This window comes from Streptosporangium sp. NPDC003464, assembly GCF_053588315.1.
Genome location: NZ_JBSFPS010000238.1, coordinates 1 through 15733, shown reverse-complemented (window position 1 = coordinate 15733; position 15733 = coordinate 1). Strand labels below are relative to the sequence as shown.

17 protein-coding genes are annotated in these 15733 nt (G+C 72.5%); 6 read left to right on the top strand and 11 right to left on the bottom strand.

Going from position 1 to position 15733, the window contains the following annotated elements; translation table 11 throughout:
- The 3 genes from ACWDS7_RS37225 to ACWDS7_RS37215 all read right to left on the bottom strand — a co-directional run.
- A partial coding sequence (locus ACWDS7_RS37225) for an ABC transporter transmembrane domain-containing protein (RefSeq protein WP_451933076.1) occupies positions 1 to 983 on the bottom strand: 983 nt, incomplete at its 3' end.
- Between the two features lie 213 nt (positions 984 to 1196).
- Positions 1197 to 2099, bottom strand: coding sequence for a siderophore-interacting protein (locus ACWDS7_RS37220; RefSeq protein ID WP_451933075.1), 903 nt, complete (start codon positions 2097 to 2099; stop codon positions 1197 to 1199).
- 194 nt (positions 2100 to 2293) lie between these two features.
- On the bottom strand, positions 2294 to 2593 hold the full coding sequence (locus ACWDS7_RS37215) for a TetR/AcrR family transcriptional regulator C-terminal domain-containing protein (protein ID WP_451933077.1): 300 nt from the start codon (positions 2591 to 2593) through the stop codon (positions 2294 to 2296).
- Between ACWDS7_RS37215 and ACWDS7_RS37210 the strand changes: the two genes are divergently transcribed.
- On the top strand, positions 2529 to 2714 hold the full coding sequence (locus ACWDS7_RS37210; RefSeq protein ID WP_451933078.1) for a hypothetical protein: 186 nt from the start codon (positions 2529 to 2531) through the stop codon (positions 2712 to 2714). The two genes, ACWDS7_RS37215 and ACWDS7_RS37210, sit on opposite strands and share 65 nt — an antisense overlap.
- Positions 2715 to 2758: 44 nt before the next feature.
- Here ACWDS7_RS37210 and ACWDS7_RS37205 read toward each other — a convergent pair whose 3' ends face one another.
- From ACWDS7_RS37205 to ACWDS7_RS37195, 3 genes are all read right to left on the bottom strand, one after another.
- Entirely contained in the window at positions 2759 to 4126 is a 1368-nt protein-coding gene (locus ACWDS7_RS37205) for a hypothetical protein (protein WP_451933074.1), read from the bottom strand.
- A 141-nt stretch (positions 4127 to 4267) separates the two neighbouring features.
- Positions 4268 to 5332 (bottom strand): anthranilate phosphoribosyltransferase, encoded by a 1065-nt coding sequence (gene trpD, locus ACWDS7_RS37200; protein WP_451933073.1) that lies wholly within the window; start codon positions 5330 to 5332, stop codon positions 4268 to 4270.
- Positions 5333 to 5528: 196 nt separating this feature from the next.
- Positions 5529 to 6152, bottom strand: a complete 624-nt coding sequence (locus tag ACWDS7_RS37195) for an NAD(P)-dependent oxidoreductase (RefSeq protein WP_451933072.1) — start codon at positions 6150 to 6152, stop codon at positions 5529 to 5531.
- An 87-nt stretch (positions 6153 to 6239) separates the two neighbouring features.
- Between ACWDS7_RS37195 and ACWDS7_RS37190 the strand changes: the two genes are divergently transcribed.
- The gene (locus tag ACWDS7_RS37190) at positions 6240 to 6626 is read left to right on the top strand and encodes a winged helix-turn-helix transcriptional regulator (protein WP_451933071.1); all 387 of its coding nucleotides are present in this window, start codon (positions 6240 to 6242) and stop codon (positions 6624 to 6626) included.
- Here the strand turns inward: ACWDS7_RS37190 and ACWDS7_RS37185 are convergent.
- The 3 genes from ACWDS7_RS37185 to ACWDS7_RS37175 all read right to left on the bottom strand — a co-directional run bounded on the left by ACWDS7_RS37185 (position 6614) and on the right by ACWDS7_RS37175 (position 9026).
- Entirely contained in the window at positions 6614 to 7363 is a 750-nt protein-coding gene (locus ACWDS7_RS37185) for an ABC transporter ATP-binding protein (RefSeq protein ID WP_451933070.1), read from the bottom strand. The genes ACWDS7_RS37190 and ACWDS7_RS37185 overlap by 13 nt on opposite strands.
- Before the next feature lie 4 nt (positions 7364 to 7367).
- Positions 7368 to 8156: an ABC transporter permease gene (locus ACWDS7_RS37180; protein ID WP_451933069.1), complete on the bottom strand. Its 789-nt coding sequence runs from the start codon at positions 8154 to 8156 to the stop codon at positions 7368 to 7370.
- A gap of 96 nt (positions 8157 to 8252) precedes the next feature.
- Positions 8253 to 9026: an ABC transporter permease gene (locus tag ACWDS7_RS37175; RefSeq protein WP_451933068.1), complete on the bottom strand. Its 774-nt coding sequence runs from the start codon at positions 9024 to 9026 to the stop codon at positions 8253 to 8255.
- A 239-nt stretch (positions 9027 to 9265) separates the two neighbouring features.
- Between ACWDS7_RS37175 and ACWDS7_RS37170 the strand changes: the two genes are divergently transcribed.
- The 4 genes from ACWDS7_RS37170 to ACWDS7_RS37155 all read left to right on the top strand — a co-directional run bounded on the left by ACWDS7_RS37170 (position 9266) and on the right by ACWDS7_RS37155 (position 14398).
- Positions 9266 to 10687 carry an alpha/beta hydrolase gene (locus ACWDS7_RS37170; RefSeq protein WP_451933067.1) on the top strand — a complete coding sequence of 474 codons (1422 nt, stop codon included), beginning with the start codon at positions 9266 to 9268 and terminating at the stop codon, positions 10685 to 10687.
- 213 nt (positions 10688 to 10900) lie between these two features.
- Positions 10901 to 12583: a protein kinase domain-containing protein gene (locus tag ACWDS7_RS37165; protein ID WP_451933066.1), complete on the top strand. Its 1683-nt coding sequence runs from the start codon at positions 10901 to 10903 to the stop codon at positions 12581 to 12583.
- 169 nt (positions 12584 to 12752) lie between these two features.
- Positions 12753 to 13568 (top strand): ABC transporter ATP-binding protein, encoded by an 816-nt coding sequence (locus tag ACWDS7_RS37160; RefSeq protein ID WP_451933065.1) that lies wholly within the window; start codon positions 12753 to 12755, stop codon positions 13566 to 13568.
- A gap of 95 nt (positions 13569 to 13663) precedes the next feature.
- A complete protein-coding gene (locus tag ACWDS7_RS37155) occupies positions 13664 to 14398 on the top strand; it encodes a DUF7873 family protein (protein ID WP_306858436.1) in 735 nt (244 codons plus the stop codon).
- A 440-nt stretch (positions 14399 to 14838) separates the two neighbouring features.
- Here the strand turns inward: ACWDS7_RS37155 and ACWDS7_RS37150 are convergent, their stop codons facing one another.
- Together ACWDS7_RS37150 and ACWDS7_RS37145 are read right to left on the bottom strand one after the other, a co-directional pair.
- Positions 14839 to 15126 carry an HU family DNA-binding protein gene (locus tag ACWDS7_RS37150; protein WP_451933064.1) on the bottom strand — a complete coding sequence of 96 codons (288 nt, stop codon included), beginning with the start codon at positions 15124 to 15126 and terminating at the stop codon, positions 14839 to 14841.
- Between the two features lie 330 nt (positions 15127 to 15456).
- Positions 15457 to 15630 (bottom strand): hypothetical protein, encoded by a 174-nt coding sequence (locus ACWDS7_RS37145; RefSeq protein ID WP_306858439.1) that lies wholly within the window; start codon positions 15628 to 15630, stop codon positions 15457 to 15459.
- Positions 15631 to 15733 lie beyond the last annotated feature (103 nt).

The following is a 15733-nucleotide window of genomic DNA, read 5'->3' as shown; positions in this document are numbered from 1 at the left end:
GCCACGGCGGGCACCAGCGAATTGAGCAGATTGAGCGCCAGCGACACCAAGATCGGAATCAGAGGGGTGGCGGCCTGGGCGAACTCGGCGTTCACCCAGGAGAACGTCTCCAGCGGCCCGAGCAGGAACAGCGCGAGCCCGACCGCCGACACGAGCTGCCCCAGGCTGATGTCGCCCTGGGCGGCGAGCCGCCCGCCGACCAGCGCCACGACGGCGATGAACCCCCCGGTCAGGGCGAGCACCATGCCGCTCTGCAGGGACTGCGCCCGGGCCGCCCGCAGGGTGGCCGCAAGCGATCGGCGGCTGGTGCGCCGGTAGCGGGCGACCGCCGCGGACTCCGCGCCGATGCCCTTGAGCACCCGCAGCCCGGCCACCAGGTCGGCGGCGACGCCCGAGGCGTGTGCGGCCCGTTCCTGCTCGGCCTCGCTGCGGTGCTCCAGCGGCTTGCTCAGCAGGTGACCGAGCCACAGCAGCACCGGTGTCCCCAGCAGCACCGTCAGGCCGAGGGGCACCGAGGTCCGCAGCAGCACCACGGTGCCCACCAGCAGCCCCACGGACGCCGATATCCCGAACATCAGCGCCATGTTCACGGCGCCGACCCGTTTGGCGTCCTCGGTCGCGATGGTGGTCAGGGCGCCGGGCAGCCGGCCGTTCTCGGCCCCGCCGCCGGGGTCCAGCACGCGCCGTACGAGCTCGACGCGTAGCGTGTGACCGGCCTGCTCGGCGGCCCGTTCCCCGGCGCGGGCGCCGAAGCGGAAGCTGAACGACAGCCCCACGTAGACCACGGCCAGGATCGCGAGCCAGCGCAGCAGCGCGCCCGCGTCGTCCCTGGCGACGGCCTGGTCGATCACGACGCCGATCAGGACCGGGACCAGCGCCTCCCCGGCCTGGTGCCCGGCCCCCAGGAGGGAGCCGAGCGCGACGTCCCGCCGCTGCCCCTTGACCGCGCGCCTCAGCACGTCCCGCCCCGACGGACCCGTCATGCCCACCCGCACCCCTCTGGAACAGCCGACCATGAAACTTAGGTAAGGCTAGCCTATGTTTATGGTCACGGACCAGCCTCCGCCGAGGCCGCGTCGGGGGTCCGCGTGCCGCCGTCGGGGCACCGCCGGCCTGCCGGGCACGTCGCGACATCCGGGAGCCGCCGCGCCGCCCGCCGTCCCGAGGACCTCGCCCGGACCGGCCCCGGGGTGCGGTCAGTGCTGCTCGGAGCGGCCCATCCGCCAGTAACCCATGAACGCCACCGACTGCCGGTCCAGCCCGCGCTCGGCGACCAGATGGCGGCGGAGCGTCCTGATGACGGCCGCCTCGCCGGCCAGCCACGCGTACATCCGCTGCGGCGCCGGCGTCTCCTCCTCCGGCACCTCCCACAGCTCCTCCACGTCGACGTCCACGTCCGTGAACTGCCGGGGGGAGGGCAGCGAGGGCAGCAGCCGGCCGGCGGCGGCCCGTACGGCGGGCACCAGCCGGCTGCCGTGGCCGGAGCCGTCGCGCGGCAGCCAGGTGACGGTCAGCCCGCTCGGCGCGTCGACGTCCATGACGTCGGCCCCGTGCGGCACCTCCAGCAGCGCCTCGCCCGCGCAGTGGCGGGGGATGCGCTCCAGGATCGCGGTGATCGCCGGCACGGCGGTCTCGTCGCCGGCCAGCAGCACGGGGCCGTCCCCGGCGGGCAGGCGGAACTCCAGCCCGCCGTGCTCGCCGTCGTGCCGGGCGTCGGGGCCGAACAGCGCGGCCTCGTCGCCGGGCCGTACGTCGCGGGCCCAGCGGGCGACGGGGCCGGAGTCGTCGTGCAGCTCGTGGACGACGACGTCGACGTCGACCTCGCGCAGATCGGGCCGGACCGCCCTGGCGGTGTAGGTGCGCACGGGGTTGCGCGACTCGTCGGGGAGCTCGCGCCAGCGGGTGTACCAGTCGGGGCCGGTCGGCAGCGGGGTCAGCCCGAGGCCGGGCAGCGGCAGGATGAGCTTGATGCGCTGGTCCAGCCCGTTGTCGGCGAAAAGGTGGAGGTCGTCCCCGGTGAAGGTCACGCGCAGGAAGGACGGGCTGAGCCGGGCCAGCCTGCTCACCCGCACATGGAAGATGCGGAAGGGATCGATCATCGTTCGGCTCTCCCTGTGACTGCGGTCACCCGCCGGAGGCAAAGATAAAGTTAGGCTAACCTACCTTCCGCCTTGTGGTCATCTATGAATTTCACCCGGTATCGCCGTGGCTGAGACGCGCCGGGCCACGGTGGCGGCGGGCGCTACGCGGGACCTGCCGTGGCGGGGCCCGCCGCGGCGCGGGACGGAGGCGTTCACCCGCCCTGCTGAGACGCGCGCCGGGCGATCAGCGCCTCGATGCCGTCGAGCAGGAGGTCGAGGCCGGACCGGAAGTCGGCGTCCTCCGTCCAGCCCTCGGACTGCTTCAGCGGCCCGGAGCGCATCATGGCCGACAGGACGGGGTGCGTCCGGGGGCGAGCACCTCGGCGAGCCCCTCGCCGTGGTCGGCGCCCCCCGTGATCCCGGCGCCGCCGGCGAGCTGATGAACCGATGGTTCGATCGGCTCGGACGGGCCGGATCCCCGGGTGCCACCTGCAGACCTTGGTCGAGAACACCCGTGCGGTGCGGTTCTTCGAACGCGTGGGCTTCACCGGCCACGGCCCGACCCCGCTGGTCCCCGGCCTCGGGCACGGTGGCGAGCGACTTCACCGGCGGACGATGGTCTGGAGTCCATGACCGGTGATGCGGCCCGCCACCGGAGCGGCCGCCGGCCGGACCCGCTAGAGCTGCCCGTAGCGGACGCGCATGCCGTCCACGAGGGTCTTGAGCGCGGCGGGGGTCGGCAGCCAGGGATCGGCCAGCGACTGCGTCGCCTGACTGACGAGCTGGTCGGCGAGGTTGGTCATGGGCGTCGCCGCGTTCGTCACGTCCGCGGCCCACAGGTAGGCCGCGTGCGCCGCGGGCAGGGCCGCCCCGGCCGACAGCACCTGCACGGTGTTCTGCCCGCGGCCCCAGCCCACCAGCTGGTGCAGGTCGGCCAGGACCTCCTCCATCACCGCGAGATCGTACGCGGTGACGGAGGGGAGCACCGGCGGGACGTCGGCCCGAGTGGTGGCGCGGCCGCCGGTCCCGTGGTGCAGGGTCATAGAGGTCTGCTGCGACTCCAGCATGAGCTGCCGGAGCAGCAGCTCGGTCGGCGCGGCACCCAGCCACACGTAGGAGTTCTGGTAGCGCTGCACGTATCCCATGTTCTGCCACACCCACAACGACCGGGCCCAGCCCCGGGTGAGCCGCTCCTGCGCCTCCGCCACCGCCTGGCGCACCTTGGCCTCCTGCGGAAGCGTCAGGGCCGGGCCGGCCGGCGGGCCGAGCACGGCGAGCGGCGCGGGCACGGGCAGGTTCAGGCCCGCGTGGCGCCTGGCCACCTCGGCGTAGTGGTCGGCGTTGGTGCTCATGGTCCCCCAGTCGGCCGTCGCGAAGCCCGGCACGCCGAAGTAGACGTGATCCGTGATCTCCGTGCGGGCGACGTGGAAGGACTCGTGCATCAGGGTGCGGACCCGATCGTTGGTACGGGCGTCCGCGAACGCGTCGGGAACGGTCATCGACCTGGGCGAGGACGTCGCGCCGGCACCCTGGATGGCCAGGTCACCGCGGCGGTCCAGCAGGATCAGCCGGTTGTCGTAGAGCCTCTGCAGCCCTTCGGCGGCTTCGGTGAACACCTTCCTGATCTCCGGCACCCTGGTGTTGTCCGGCAGGCCGAAGACGGCGATGATGTGCCCGTCGGCGTTGCCGGCCGCGACCTGGGTGTGAACGGTGACCACCTCGTCCACCATGGTCTTCAGCACCGTCTGGCCGTTGCCGTTCGGCGGCTGGTTCTGCCGGGCTCCCGCCTGCATGACGTACGGGGTCTTGTCCTCGAAGACCGCGATCAGCTTCTCCAGCGTGTCGTCGGCCGCCGTGGTCGTGTAGTCCAGCGGGGCCGCGGTCCGGGCGTAGTTGTCCACGCCGGTGCTGCCCAGCGCGACCCGTAGCGCGCCCAGGTCCGCTGCCCGGACCCGGCCGTAGGCCCGCCGTACCATCCGGTGCAGCGTCGTGCGGAGTGGCGGCTGGGGGAGATGGGGGTGGGTGAACGGCTCCTGCTGGGTCACACCGCTTAATGGCAGCATGGGTTCCCTTCCGTGTCCGGCGCGCTCCCTTGCGACAGATGTCGCATACACCAGATGTGACGCATGCAGTACGGAGCGCGTTTACCGCTCGGGAACCCCTTCCGAGGGCGCGCCCGCGGCCGGTCATGGTCCGTCGGCGCCGCCGGCCAGGGACGAGGCGAGCTTCAGCCAGTTGTCGAGGGTGGCGATGGCGTTGCCGCTGTCGACGGCGTGGCGCGCTTCCCGCAGACCGGTCGCGAAGGCGTCGCGGAGACCTCCGCCGAGGTCGCGGTGGGCGGCGAGGGCTCCGGCCGCGTTGGCGAGGACGGCGTCGCGGGCGGCGCCCGGCTCGCCGGTCAGGACCCGGTGGACGACCGAGGCGTTGTAGGCGGCGTCACCGCCGCGGAGCGCGTCCGGCGCGCTGCGCGCGAGTCCGAAGTCGGCGGTGTCCAGCGTCTCCTGCCGGACGCCGCCGTTGCCGGCGATCCAGACGTCGGTGGGCGCGGCGGTGGTGATCTCGTCGAGGCCGTCCGCCCCGCGCACGACCAGGGCGCTGACGCCCCGTTCGGCGAGCACACCCGCCAGGACCGGGGCGAGGGCGGAGTCGGAGCAGCCGACGAGGGCGGCGCGGGGACCGGCGGGATTGGTCAGCGGCGCCAGGTAATTGATGGCGGTGGGGACGCTGAGCGCCTTGCGCACCGGGAGGGCGTGACGCAGGCCGTGGTGGAAGCGCGGGGCGAAGGTGAAGCCGATGCCGACCTCGCGCAGGCACCGGGCGACGCCGTCGGGCGTGAGATCGAGCGGCAGGCCCAGGGCTTCGAGGACGTCGGCGGAACCGGCCTTGCTGGACACCGATCGGCCGCCGTTCTTGACGACCGGGGCGCCGACGGCGGCGACGACGACCGCCGCCATGGTGCTCACGTTCACGGTGTGGGCGCCGTCGCCGCCGGTACCGACGATGTCGACGACGTCCGCGCCGTCGACCGGGAGGGGCACGACCCGTTCCATGAGGGCGTCGAGCATTCCGCGGAGCTCCGCGGTGCTCTCACCCTTGGCCCGCAGGGCGACCAGGAACCCGGCGAGCTGGACGGGGCCGGCCGCGTCGTCCATGACCTGCCGCATGGCCCATCGGGTGTCGTCCGCGTCGAGGTCGTGCCCGCGCAGGAGTGCCGCGAGCAGGTGTGGCCAGGAGCGGGCGGGCTCAGTCACGGGGATCCTCTCGATGCGACCGCGGCGGGCCGGGCGGTGTCTCCGAGCGTGGCGACCGGCATGCGCCGGCTCACCAGCACTGTATCGACCGCATGCGCCGGAGCCCGCGCCCGGCCGCATGCGCATCGAGGCGCCGTCCTTCGATCCGGCGGGTGCCGTCCTGGCGACGCGCGAGGGGCGTGGCGCGGCCGCCGCGCTAGCGGGCGACGGTGATCCGGCGCCTGACGGCCTGGCTGTTCTCCAGTTCGTCGACCAGGGCGACGGCGTAGTCCTCGGCGGAGATGAAGCTGTCGCCCCGGTCGTCGACGAGCACCTGGTCGCCGCCCAGCCGGAACTTCCCGGTGCGCTCGCCGGGTTCGATGACGATGGCCGGGGAGATGTAGGTCCAGTCCAGGTCCCCGGCCTCGGCCCGGAGCAGCTCCAGCGCCTGGGCCAGGGCCAGGGCCTCGCTCCGGTAGATCTCGGGGAAGTCCGGGCTGTCGACGAGCCGCGCGCCCGGCGCCACCTCCAGGCTGCCCGCGCCGCCGACCATCACCAGGCGGCGCACGCCCGCCTCGCGGAGCCCTCCGAGCAGGCCGCGGACGGCCGCCAGCAGCGGGCCGGAAGGCTCGGAGCCGTCCCGCGGCGGGGCGACGGCCGACACGACCGCGTCGTGACCGGCGGCGAGCCGGGCCATCGCGGCCGGGTCCGAGGCGTCGGCGACCGCCGTCCCCGCCGTGCCCCTGCGGGTGACGCCGGTGACCTCGTGGCCTCGGGCGCGAGCCTCCGCGGCGACCCGGCTCCCGATCATGCCGCTGGCGCCGATCAGCAGAATTCTCATCTTCGACCTCCTGAAACGTGCTGTCGGCTTGACCGTATCCATTGGATACTGGTTACTTCAAAGTGCTATTGATATACATTGGAAACCATGCTGAACGGAGACTCCTTCGACCCGTCCTGCCCCACCCGGGTGGTGCTCGACCGCATCGGCGACAAGTGGTCGGTGCTGGTGGTGCTGAGCCTGCACGGGGGGCCGCGCCGGTTCACCGAGCTGCGCGACACGATCGGCGGCGTCACGCCGAAGGTCCTGACGCAGACCCTGCGGGCGATGGAGCGCGACGGCCTGCTGACCCGGAGGGTCTTCGCCGAGGTCCCGCCCCGGGTGGAATACACGCTGACCGAGCTCGGCCAGTCGCTCCAGGAGCCGCTGCGGGCCGTCACCGACTGGGCCGAGCGCAACGTCAACGCGGTGATGTCCGCCCGCGACCTGCACGACGTCCGGGCGGCGGGAGGTCCGGCCGGTCAGCCGGTGTAGAGGCGGGCGACCACGTCCTCGATGGAGTCCTCCTCGGGGGCGGTGGCGCGCAGGTCGTCGAGGGTGCCGTCGAAGGTCAGGCGGCCGTGGTCGATGAGCATCACGCGGCGGCAGAGCTTCTCGATGTCGCCCAGGTCGTGGGTGGTGAGCAGGACCGTGGTGCCGTGCTCGGCGTTGAGGCGGCGCAGGAACTCGCGCATGGCGGCCTTGCTGACCACGTCGAGGCCGATCGTGGGCTCGTCGAGCACCAGCACGGCGGGGGAGTGGAGGAGGGCGGCGGTGATGTCGCCCCGCATGCGCTGGCCGAGGCTGAGCTGGCGGACCGGCGTGTCGACGAACTCGGCGAGGCCGAGCAGGCCGGTCAGCTCGTCCAGCCTGCGGCGGAAGTCAACTCGATCTACTTTGTAAAGGTGGCGGATCAGCTCGAAGCTGTCCTTCAGCGGCAGGTCCCACCAGAGTGTCGTCCGCTGGCCGAAGACCACGCCGATCTTGCGGGCGAGAGCCGTACGGCGGCGCGCCGGGTCGAGCCCGGCCACCTGGATGCGGCCGGAGGTGGGGGCGAGGATGCCGGTGAGCATCTTGATGGTGGTGGACTTGCCCGCGCCGTTGGGGCCGAGATAGCCGACGAACTCCCCGGCCTCGACGGTGAAGGACAGATCCTGTACGGCGTGCACGGTCGTGCGCGTGCGGCGGCGGCCCACGGTGAACGAGCGGCCGACCCGGTCGACTTCGATCATGTGATCAACTCCCCGTTGAGCGGTAGCGGCGGATGCCCGCCCGCCAGGCGAGCGCGGCGGCGGCGGCGAGCACCAGGGCCGCCAGGGGCGCGGCGAAGCGCAGCCCGGGCGGCAGGCCGAAGGGGTCCTGCCGGTCCAGCACGAACAGTCCGGGCTGCCAGTTGACGAACGCCAGCGGTATGACGAAGGTGACGCCCCTGACGAGCTCCTCGCCGTAGACGCTCAGCGGATACTGGGTGAGCGTGCTGCCGCCGTAGGTGAAGGCGTTGGCCACCTCGGGAGCGTCGGTCAGCAGGAACTGCAGCGCGCCGCCGAGGGCGAAGATCGAGGCGAAGATGACCACCCCACACACGATCATCACCGGGATCATCCACGCCCTGCTCCAGGGGATGTCGAGCCGGGACAGGGCGATGCCGAGCGCGACCAGGGCCTGGGCGATCCTGCCGAAGCGGTGCACGCTGAAGCGGTCGACGGCTATCTGGACGAACGGGCTGGCCGGGCGGATCAGCATGGTGTCGAAGGTGCCGGCCCTGATGTGCTGGCTGAGCCGGTCGACGTTGCCGAAGAGCATGTCGCTCAGCGCGAACGACAGGCCCGCGGTCCCGTACAGGAGCATCACCTCGGCCAGGCCGAAGCCGGCCAGCGTCCCGGTGTGCTCGAAGATCACCCAGATCGCCAGGACGTCCAGCGCGTTGACGGCGAACGAGCCGGCCGCCATCATGATCAGCGGTCCAGGGTACTGAGCCGAGGCCCTCAGCCAGGTCCAGGCCAGCAGCAGATAGGTCCTGACCATCAGGCGCTCCCTCCTGTCCCGTCTCCCGCGGCGGTCATGCCTGCCCGGTGTTCCGCGGTGGTCATGCCTGTCCGGTGTCTCGCGGTGGTCACGTCGTCACCCACCCTGGATCACGACCTTGTGCCGGGCGGCCCGGGTGACCAGGGCGCCCAGGGCCAGCAGCGCCACCGCCCAGGCGGCCTGGAACGCCAGGGCCTCCAGGACGTCCCGCTTGCCGAGGTAGACGTCGGCGGGGACCTGGACCATCGCCGACCAGGGCAGCGCGCCGGCCAGGGTGCCGAGCCAGCCGGGGAACAGGTTCAGCGGCAGGACCATGCCGCTGAAGAAGAAGGTCATCACCAGCGACAGCGACTGGGGGCCCCGGTCGTCGACGATCCAGCAGGTGGACAGCGCCATCAGATAGCGCCAGCCGAAGCTGACGACCACCCCGAGCGTGCAGGAGAGGGCGAAGAACAGCCAGGTCGCCGGGTCGGCCGGGGTGACGAGCCCGAACAGCGCGGCCCCGACGACGGTGGGCGGCAGGCTGCGCAGCAGGAACAGGTAGGCCGCCCGGCCGAGGTCGTCGGCGAGGCTCCACATCTGCAGGGACGCCGGCCGGATGAGGTCGACGGCGATGTCGCCGCTGCGGACCCGCCCGGCGATCTCCAGCCCGCCGCCGAAGACCTGCATGGGGCCGATGAACGCCTGGCTGAGGAAGCAGAACGTGACGGCGTCGGCGACGTCGTATCCGGCGAGTCCCGGACGGGCCTCCCAGAGGGCGATGAGGACGTAGGCCCGGAGGATCCCGAACACGGTGTTGGTGAAGGCTCCGGCGAAGGCGGCGGCGCGGTAGGCGGAGTGGCGGCGGAAGCCGTATCCGGCGATGCGCACATAGAGCAGGAAGGCGGCCTCCTCATGGGCGTCAGGGCAACCCTCCTATCCTCCTCGGCGCCCTCGGTGGCGGCAACGTATTTACCGGTGGCGGGCGGTCCGGCCTGGGGCCGCGGGTGGGGGCCGGTGCCGTCGTAAGCGCGAGCGGGGCGGGCCGGCATGTGGCCGTGATCGACACGATACGGTTACCGCTGGAATAGAAGGATATTCTGCGGGAATCCTCCTTGTCGGAGGCCCGCATGCGCGATGAGATCGACGTGGACGTCTGCCCCGGCTACCCCGTGAGCTGGCAGGCCGCAGCCCTCAACACGGTCCTGCGTGGCACGCTCAAACCGATCTCCGGCCTGCTGCTGAGAACCGACGCCGGCTTCGTGGCGGCCTCCCGCCTCGTCGCGCTGGCGGGCAGGGTGCCGCTCCCCCTGCCCGCCCACGTGAGCGTAGTGCAGGGGGAGATCGGGTCGTGCTCCGGCGAGTGGGTCCGCGCCGGACGGCCGCCCGGCGGCGGCCCCGAGTCCGGCGGGAGCGGCCGGTCCAGGGCCGACGGGGGCGGAGCCCCCTGGCTCGACGGGAGCGGCGCCCCAGGGGCCGGCTCCCGCGACGGCGCCGGGCAGCGGAGCGGGGCTGACGGGAGGAATGGGCAGCGGAGCGGCTCCGACGGGGGCGCCAGGAAGCGGAGCGGGGCTGACGGGAGGAGCGGGGCTGACGGGCAGCGGAGCGGGGCTGACGGGGACCTCGGGGAGGGGCTCGACGAGAGCAGGGTGGTGCTGTACTTCCACGGAGGCGGCTACTTCCTCTGCTCCCCGGCCACGCACCGGCCGATCACCTGGCGTCTGTCGGCCGCCGCCCGGTGCCCGGTGCTGGCCGTCGACTACCGCCAGGGCCCGGTCCACACGCCGGCCGAGTCGCTCGAAGACGCGATAGCGGCCTACCTGTGCCTGCTGGAGTGGGGCTACGACCCGGCGCGCGTCCTGTTCGCCGGTGACTCCGCCGGCGGCCACCTCACCCTGGCCACGCTGCTGGCCCTGCGTGACAGGGGGCTGCCGCTGCCCTCGGCCGCGGTCTGCCTGTCGCCGTGGGCCGACCTCACCGACGTGCCCCGCCGGGTCAACCGCCTGCTCGACCCGATGATCCCGGCGGGCCGGGTCGGCTGGCTCGCCCGCCGCTGGACCGCCCGCCTCGACCCTCGCGACCCCCTGGTCTCCCCGGTCTTCGGCGACTACACCGGCCTGCCGCCGCTGATGATCGTCACCGGCTCCACCGAGGTCCTCCGCGACGAGGGGCGCCGGGTAGCCGAGCGGGCCCGCGCGCACGGGGTCCCGGTCACCTACGAGGAGTGGCGCCGGATGCCCCACGTCTTCGCCATCCTCGCCGACCTCGTCCCCGAGGCCCGCCGGGTCTTCCGGCACATCGCCCGCTTTCTCACCGCCGTTCAGAACCTTCCGGCTCAGGGCCTCCCGGTTCAGAACCTCCCGGTTCAGGACCTTCCGGCTCAGGACCTCGCCGTTCAGGTCGCCGCCGTTCAGGACCTTCCGGTTCAGGACCTCCCGATTCAGGTCCCCGCCGGACCCGATCTCGCCGTTCAGGACCTTCCCCCGCGGTCCGGCCCCGCCGCCGACCGCGACACGTCCGTGCGGCCCGAGCCCGGCTCCGCCGCGGCCTGACGGGCGCGCCCCGCCCCGGTCACGCCGTCACAGCGGGCCTCAGCACGCATCCGGGACATCACCGGTGACTTACCCCGAGGGATGATTCGCCTTACCTGTCATATCCCTTGTGACAGGTCGGGAGCGAAGCCCTCTCGGATGCCGCCACAGTGTGCTTGCCGTAGCGCGTACATGAGAGGCTCATCCAGGATGGCACGTGGCGGAACTGGCCCCATGAACGGCATGCCGCCCGGTGTGCGGCCGTTGACCGTCGGGGACCCGGTCATCATCGGCCGTTACCTCCTGCTCGGCCGCCTCGGCGTGGGGGGCATGGGCGTGGTCTATCTGGCCGAACACCCGCAGGGCGGGGTGGTGGCCCTCAAGACGCCGCATCCGGTGCATCTCCACGATCCCACGCTCCGTGCCCGTTTCGCGGAGGAAGTGGAATTCTCCCGGCGAGTGGTCCCCTTCTGCACCGCCGCCGTGGTCGAGGACGGCACCGATCGGGGCCGCCCCTACCTGGTCTCCGAATACATCCCCGGGCCGGCGCTGTCCCAGGTGGTGTCCGAGCAGGGCCCGCTCACCCCGGACCTGGCCTACGGCGCCGCCCTCGGGGTGGCCGCCGCGCTGGTGGCGGTGCACGAGGCGGGGCTGGTCCACCGCGACCTCAAACCCGGAAACGTGCTGCTGTCGGACACCGGGCCCCGTGTGATCGACTTCGGTATCGCCAGGGACGTCGGCGCCCTCGCCACGCACACGCAGGCCGGGCAGGTCATGGGCAGCCCCGGCTGGGTGGCCCCCGAACGGCTCGTCGGCGGCTCCGCGCTGCCGGCCTCCGACGTCTTCGCCTGGGGCTGCCTGATCGCCTACGCGGCCACCGGTCACCACCCCTTCGGCGCCGGCGAGCCCGACGCGGTGGCCCGGCGCATCATGGTCGAGCCGCCGCGCGCCGCCTCGGTGCCCGCCCTGCTGCGCCCGGCCGTCGAGGCGTGCCTGGCCAAGGACCCCGCGCACCGGCCCCGGGCCGCCGATCTGCTCGGCGCGCTGCTCGCGGCGGGTGGCGTGGGCGCTCCGCGGGACCTCCGCGTGGCGGTGGCCGAGGTGCTGGCGGAGATCTGGACGCCGGTGCGCCACCCGCCCGAGGGCGGGCGGGCGCACCCCCCGTCCCACCTGACCGGAGACGGCCGCCCATGGCAGCTGTCCCACCTGACCGGGGACGGCCGCCCACGGCGCGTCCCCCACCCGTCCGCAGACGGCGCCCACGTCCCCGCCTCCGCCGGACCGGTCCGGGAGCCCTCGGCCCCCACGAGGGGTTCCCGCCGGGCGCCGCGCCGGAGCGCGCACCTGTCGCAGGCGAGCTTCGCGGCGCTGGCCACGGTCTCCATGGCGGCCGTCACGGTGGTCGCCGCCGGGAGCGGAGGGGGCGGAGGGGGCGGAGGAGGCGGTGTCGAGGACGGCTCCGGCACCCCCGGCCGGGTGCCGGTGGTGATCCCGGTCCAGGAGCGCACCGCGGACCCCGCCTCCCGCGCCGCCCGCCCGCCGGGCGGCAGGCCGCGGACCACGCCGGTGATGACGCCCTCCACGGTCCTGGTCACCGCGACCCGCACCGTCTCGGTGCCCGCGGCCTCGGTGCCCGCGGCCGACGGCGAGCGCGAGGAGCCCCGGCCCGGCCGCTCGCAGGGCAGTGACGGCCCGCCCGGCGGGAGCGGGCCACGGACCTGCGCGGACGCGACGGCCAAGGGCAGGGGCAGGGGCGACGACTGCCCGGCCACGCCGGGCAGTCCCAAGCCGTCCTTCACCCAGATCCCGCAGACCGGCGACGGGGAGAGCCCGGCGCCGTCGCCGGCCCCGTCGGTGACGGCGCCCACGTCCCCGCCTCCGCCGGGCACGAGCCCTTCGGCGCAGATCGGCGGCTGAGGCTGAGGGCTGAGGGCCCGGGGAACACGGGGAGCACGGGGCGCCCGCTCCGGCCCCGAGCCGCCCCGGCGGGAGGTCCACCGGGCTGTCGCCGCGCGGACGGGGCAAGGAGGCAAACTGCCGCATCGGTTAGGGTAATCGGCGCGTATCGAACCGGAGGGGGAGACCGATGGAGCAGTCCGTGCCCGGCGCGGTGGAGCTGAGCGGTGTCGGGGTGCGGGCGGTCGGACGGACTCTCCTGGCGGGCATCGACTGGCGGGTCGAGTACGGCCAGCACTGGGTGGTGCTGGGTCCCAACGGGGCGGGCAAGACCACGCTGCTGTCGCTGGCCGCCGCCGTACGGCATCCCACGGAGGGCGCCGCGACCGTGCTCGGCCAGCGGCTGGGCAGGGTCGACCTCAGGGAGCTGCGCCGTCACATCGGTCTGGTCGCGGCCAGCCAGCGGCTCGTCGACGAGGAGCTGCTGGAGGAGGAGAACGCCACCGCGCACACCGTCGTGCTGACCGGTCACACCGGGACCAGCGCGCCCCTGTGGGACCGCTACGGCCCGGCCCAGCACGAGCGGGCGCACAATCTGCTGGCGGACATGGGCTGCAAGGATCTGGCCGACCGGCTCTTCCGCGTCTGCTCCCAGGGGGAGCGGGCCCGGATCCGGGTGGCCAGGGCGCTGATGGCCGACCCGGTGGTGCTGCTGCTGGACGAGCCGTTCGCCGGGCTCGACCTGCCCGCCCGCGAGGACCTGATCACCGCCGTCGAAGACCTGGCCGCGACCCGTCCGGCGCTGACCACGGTCACCGTCACCCACCACCTGGAGGAGGTCCCGGCCACCACGACCCACGCCCTGCTGATGCGTGACACCCGCATCCAGGCGGCCGGGCCGGTGGCGGAGATCCTGACCGGCGAGAACCTGTCGGAGTGCTTCGGGCGGACGCTGCGCATCGACAACCTCGACGGCCGCTGGTACGCCCGCGCCGTACGGCACTGAGCGCGGGCCGCCCACCGCCGGGGCCGGCCGCCGAAAGCTGAAGCCGGTTGATAAAAGGGATGAGAGCGGGTGATCTTCCCGATAGCGTTACATCCATGGCGACCAAGTTGAACCAGATCCTCGCCGTGGAGAAGGGCGTCAAGTCCGACGCCCAGCGCAAGGTGACCGACGCGTACCACACGGTCCAGAAGAACACCCTGCTGTCGGGCATCTCCCGGACCTACCAGCCCATCGACGACGAGGGCGAGCACCTGCCGGCCGAGTCCACACGCGTGCAGGTCCAGGCCGAGGACCTGCTCAAGCAGCTCGGCACCACGCTCACCCGGCTGTTCGACGTGACCGCCACCAAGGACTGGGCGAACTGCGTCGCGCGGGCCGACGTCAGGGTGGACGGCGCCACCCTGCTGGAGAACGTGCCGGTCACCTACCTGCTCTTCCTGGAGAAGCAGCTGGTCGACCTGCACACCTTCGTCGCCAAGCTGCCCGTCCTCGACGCGGCGGAGACGTGGACGCTGGACCAGTCGACCGACTGCTGGCGGACCGAGCCGGTCAAGACGACCCGGACCAAGAAGGTGCCCCGCAACCACGTCAAGGCGGAGGCGACCGACAAGCACCCGGCCCAGGTCGAGGTCTACCACGAGGACATCGTGGTCGGTTTCTGGACCAAGGTCACCTTCTCCGGCGCCGTCCCGCGCAAGCGGGTCAACGAGCTCCTGGAGCGGGTCACCAGGCTCCAGGACGCCGTGAAGTTCGCCCGCGAGGAGGCCAACGGCACCGAGGTGGTCGACCAGCGCATCGGCGAGAAGGTGTTCGGCTACCTCCTGGGGTAGCCTTCAAGACTCCCCGTGGGAGCGCGGGGACGCGCGAAAGCGCGGAAGCTGAAACTGAAATGTCAGACTGACACGCGGTTCAAGTGGGGGTTCGAGTCCCTCTCCCGGCACCGTCCGCGCCGGGATGGCCCAACTGGTAGAGGCGGCCGCTCAAGCTCAGACTCTCGCTCCAGGTTCAGCATTCGCCGCCGAGCGTCAGATCGACCGAGGGAAGGCAGTGATGGTCGGGTGTGGGTTCGAGTCCCGCTGGACGCTCCACATGCGTTCGTAGCTTAATGGCAGAGCACGACATCGTTATGAATGACCGGCCCTCTTAAACGCGCTGACGCCGCGACATGGCGGCACCCAGGCCCCCGGGGAGTGGACACCTCCCCGGGGGCCGTCGCCGTCCGCGGCCCGTCTCCGCCCGGTGACCGGTGAGGGGACCTCCGTGGGGGAGCTCAGTCCTTCTTGCGCTGGCGGATGAGGCCCATGAACCCCGGGCTCGGCTTGAACTTGGCCGTCCAGGTCTCGGCGATCTCCAGAGGCTCGCCGGTCTGCGGATTACGCCCGGTCCGCGCCGGCTTGTGCACGATCTCGAAGGACCCGAAACCCGGGATGGCGACCTTGTCCTCGGATGCCACGGCCGTCTGGATGGTCCCCAGGATCGCCTCCAGAGCGGCGGCGGTCTGCCGCCGGCTGAGTCCGGCCTCAGCCGCGGCCTTCTCGATCAGCTCGCGCTTGTTCATGGGCATAGTTAACGCTATTGCGCCCGGATCCATCGAGTCCGCTCCGCGCCCGCGCCCTCCGGCGGCGAGAGAGTGCCCGCCACCTCGGTGAGGTGGCGGGCACTCTCCGCCGTTCATCAGCGGTCGGGCTGGGCGGCCAGCCGTTCCGCCTCCTCGTACAGGGCCTCAACGAGGAGGAGCTCCAGCCGGAGGTCTTCGTCAACGAGGCCGTCCAGAACATCCATACGGGCCTCCCTTGACCAGTCCGACGTCCCAGGAGCCGCGGAAGTTCACACCGGTCTCGGATCGGACCAGGTTGTGATCTTTATTTGATCATTCGTGGGGCCGGCCCTACGCTGCGACGAGCTCGGCCAGATTCACGAGCCGGCCGACCTCGCGCACGTCCATGCAGTAAGCGAGCACCATCCGCTGTTCACCGATCCGCTGGGTCACGCGCAGGCATGGGAGGTCGCCAAGCATGATCGCCTCGACCTCGATGCCGTCCGGCCCTTGCCAGATACCCATGAGGTTGAGGCTACGAAGAGTCAGGTAAGGCCGGGGTAACTCCCTGGGCATATCGTGATGGTCTGTGCCGGACACACGGTGTTTCCCACACTTAGGCGATGAT

Coding starts and splice junctions, on each gene's coding strand:
- ACWDS7_RS37220 (WP_451933075.1), bottom strand. CDS start 2,099: ATGATCGATCCCTTCCGCATCTTCCATGTGCGGGTGAGCAGGCTGGCC.
- ACWDS7_RS37210 (WP_451933078.1), top strand. CDS start 2,529: ATGGTTCGATCGGCTCGGACGGGCCGGATCCCCGGGTGCCACCTGCAG.
- ACWDS7_RS37195 (WP_451933072.1), bottom strand. CDS start 6,152: ATGAGAATTCTGCTGATCGGCGCCAGCGGCATGATCGGGAGCCGGGTC.
- ACWDS7_RS37190 (WP_451933071.1), top strand. CDS start 6,240: ATGCTGAACGGAGACTCCTTCGACCCGTCCTGCCCCACCCGGGTGGTG.
- ACWDS7_RS37185 (WP_451933070.1), bottom strand. CDS start 7,363: ATGATCGAAGTCGACCGGGTCGGCCGCTCGTTCACCGTGGGCCGCCGC.
- ACWDS7_RS37180 (WP_451933069.1), bottom strand. CDS start 8,156: ATGGTCAGGACCTATCTGCTGCTGGCCTGGACCTGGCTGAGGGCCTCG.
- ACWDS7_RS37170 (WP_451933067.1), top strand. CDS start 9,266: ATGCGCGATGAGATCGACGTGGACGTCTGCCCCGGCTACCCCGTGAGC.
- ACWDS7_RS37165 (WP_451933066.1), top strand. CDS start 10,901: ATGAACGGCATGCCGCCCGGTGTGCGGCCGTTGACCGTCGGGGACCCG.
- ACWDS7_RS37160 (WP_451933065.1), top strand. CDS start 12,753: ATGGAGCAGTCCGTGCCCGGCGCGGTGGAGCTGAGCGGTGTCGGGGTG.
- ACWDS7_RS37155 (WP_306858436.1), top strand. CDS start 13,664: ATGGCGACCAAGTTGAACCAGATCCTCGCCGTGGAGAAGGGCGTCAAG.
- ACWDS7_RS37150 (WP_451933064.1), bottom strand. CDS start 15,126: ATGAACAAGCGCGAGCTGATCGAGAAGGCCGCGGCTGAGGCCGGACTC.
- ACWDS7_RS37145 (WP_306858439.1), bottom strand. CDS start 15,630: ATGGGTATCTGGCAAGGGCCGGACGGCATCGAGGTCGAGGCGATCATG.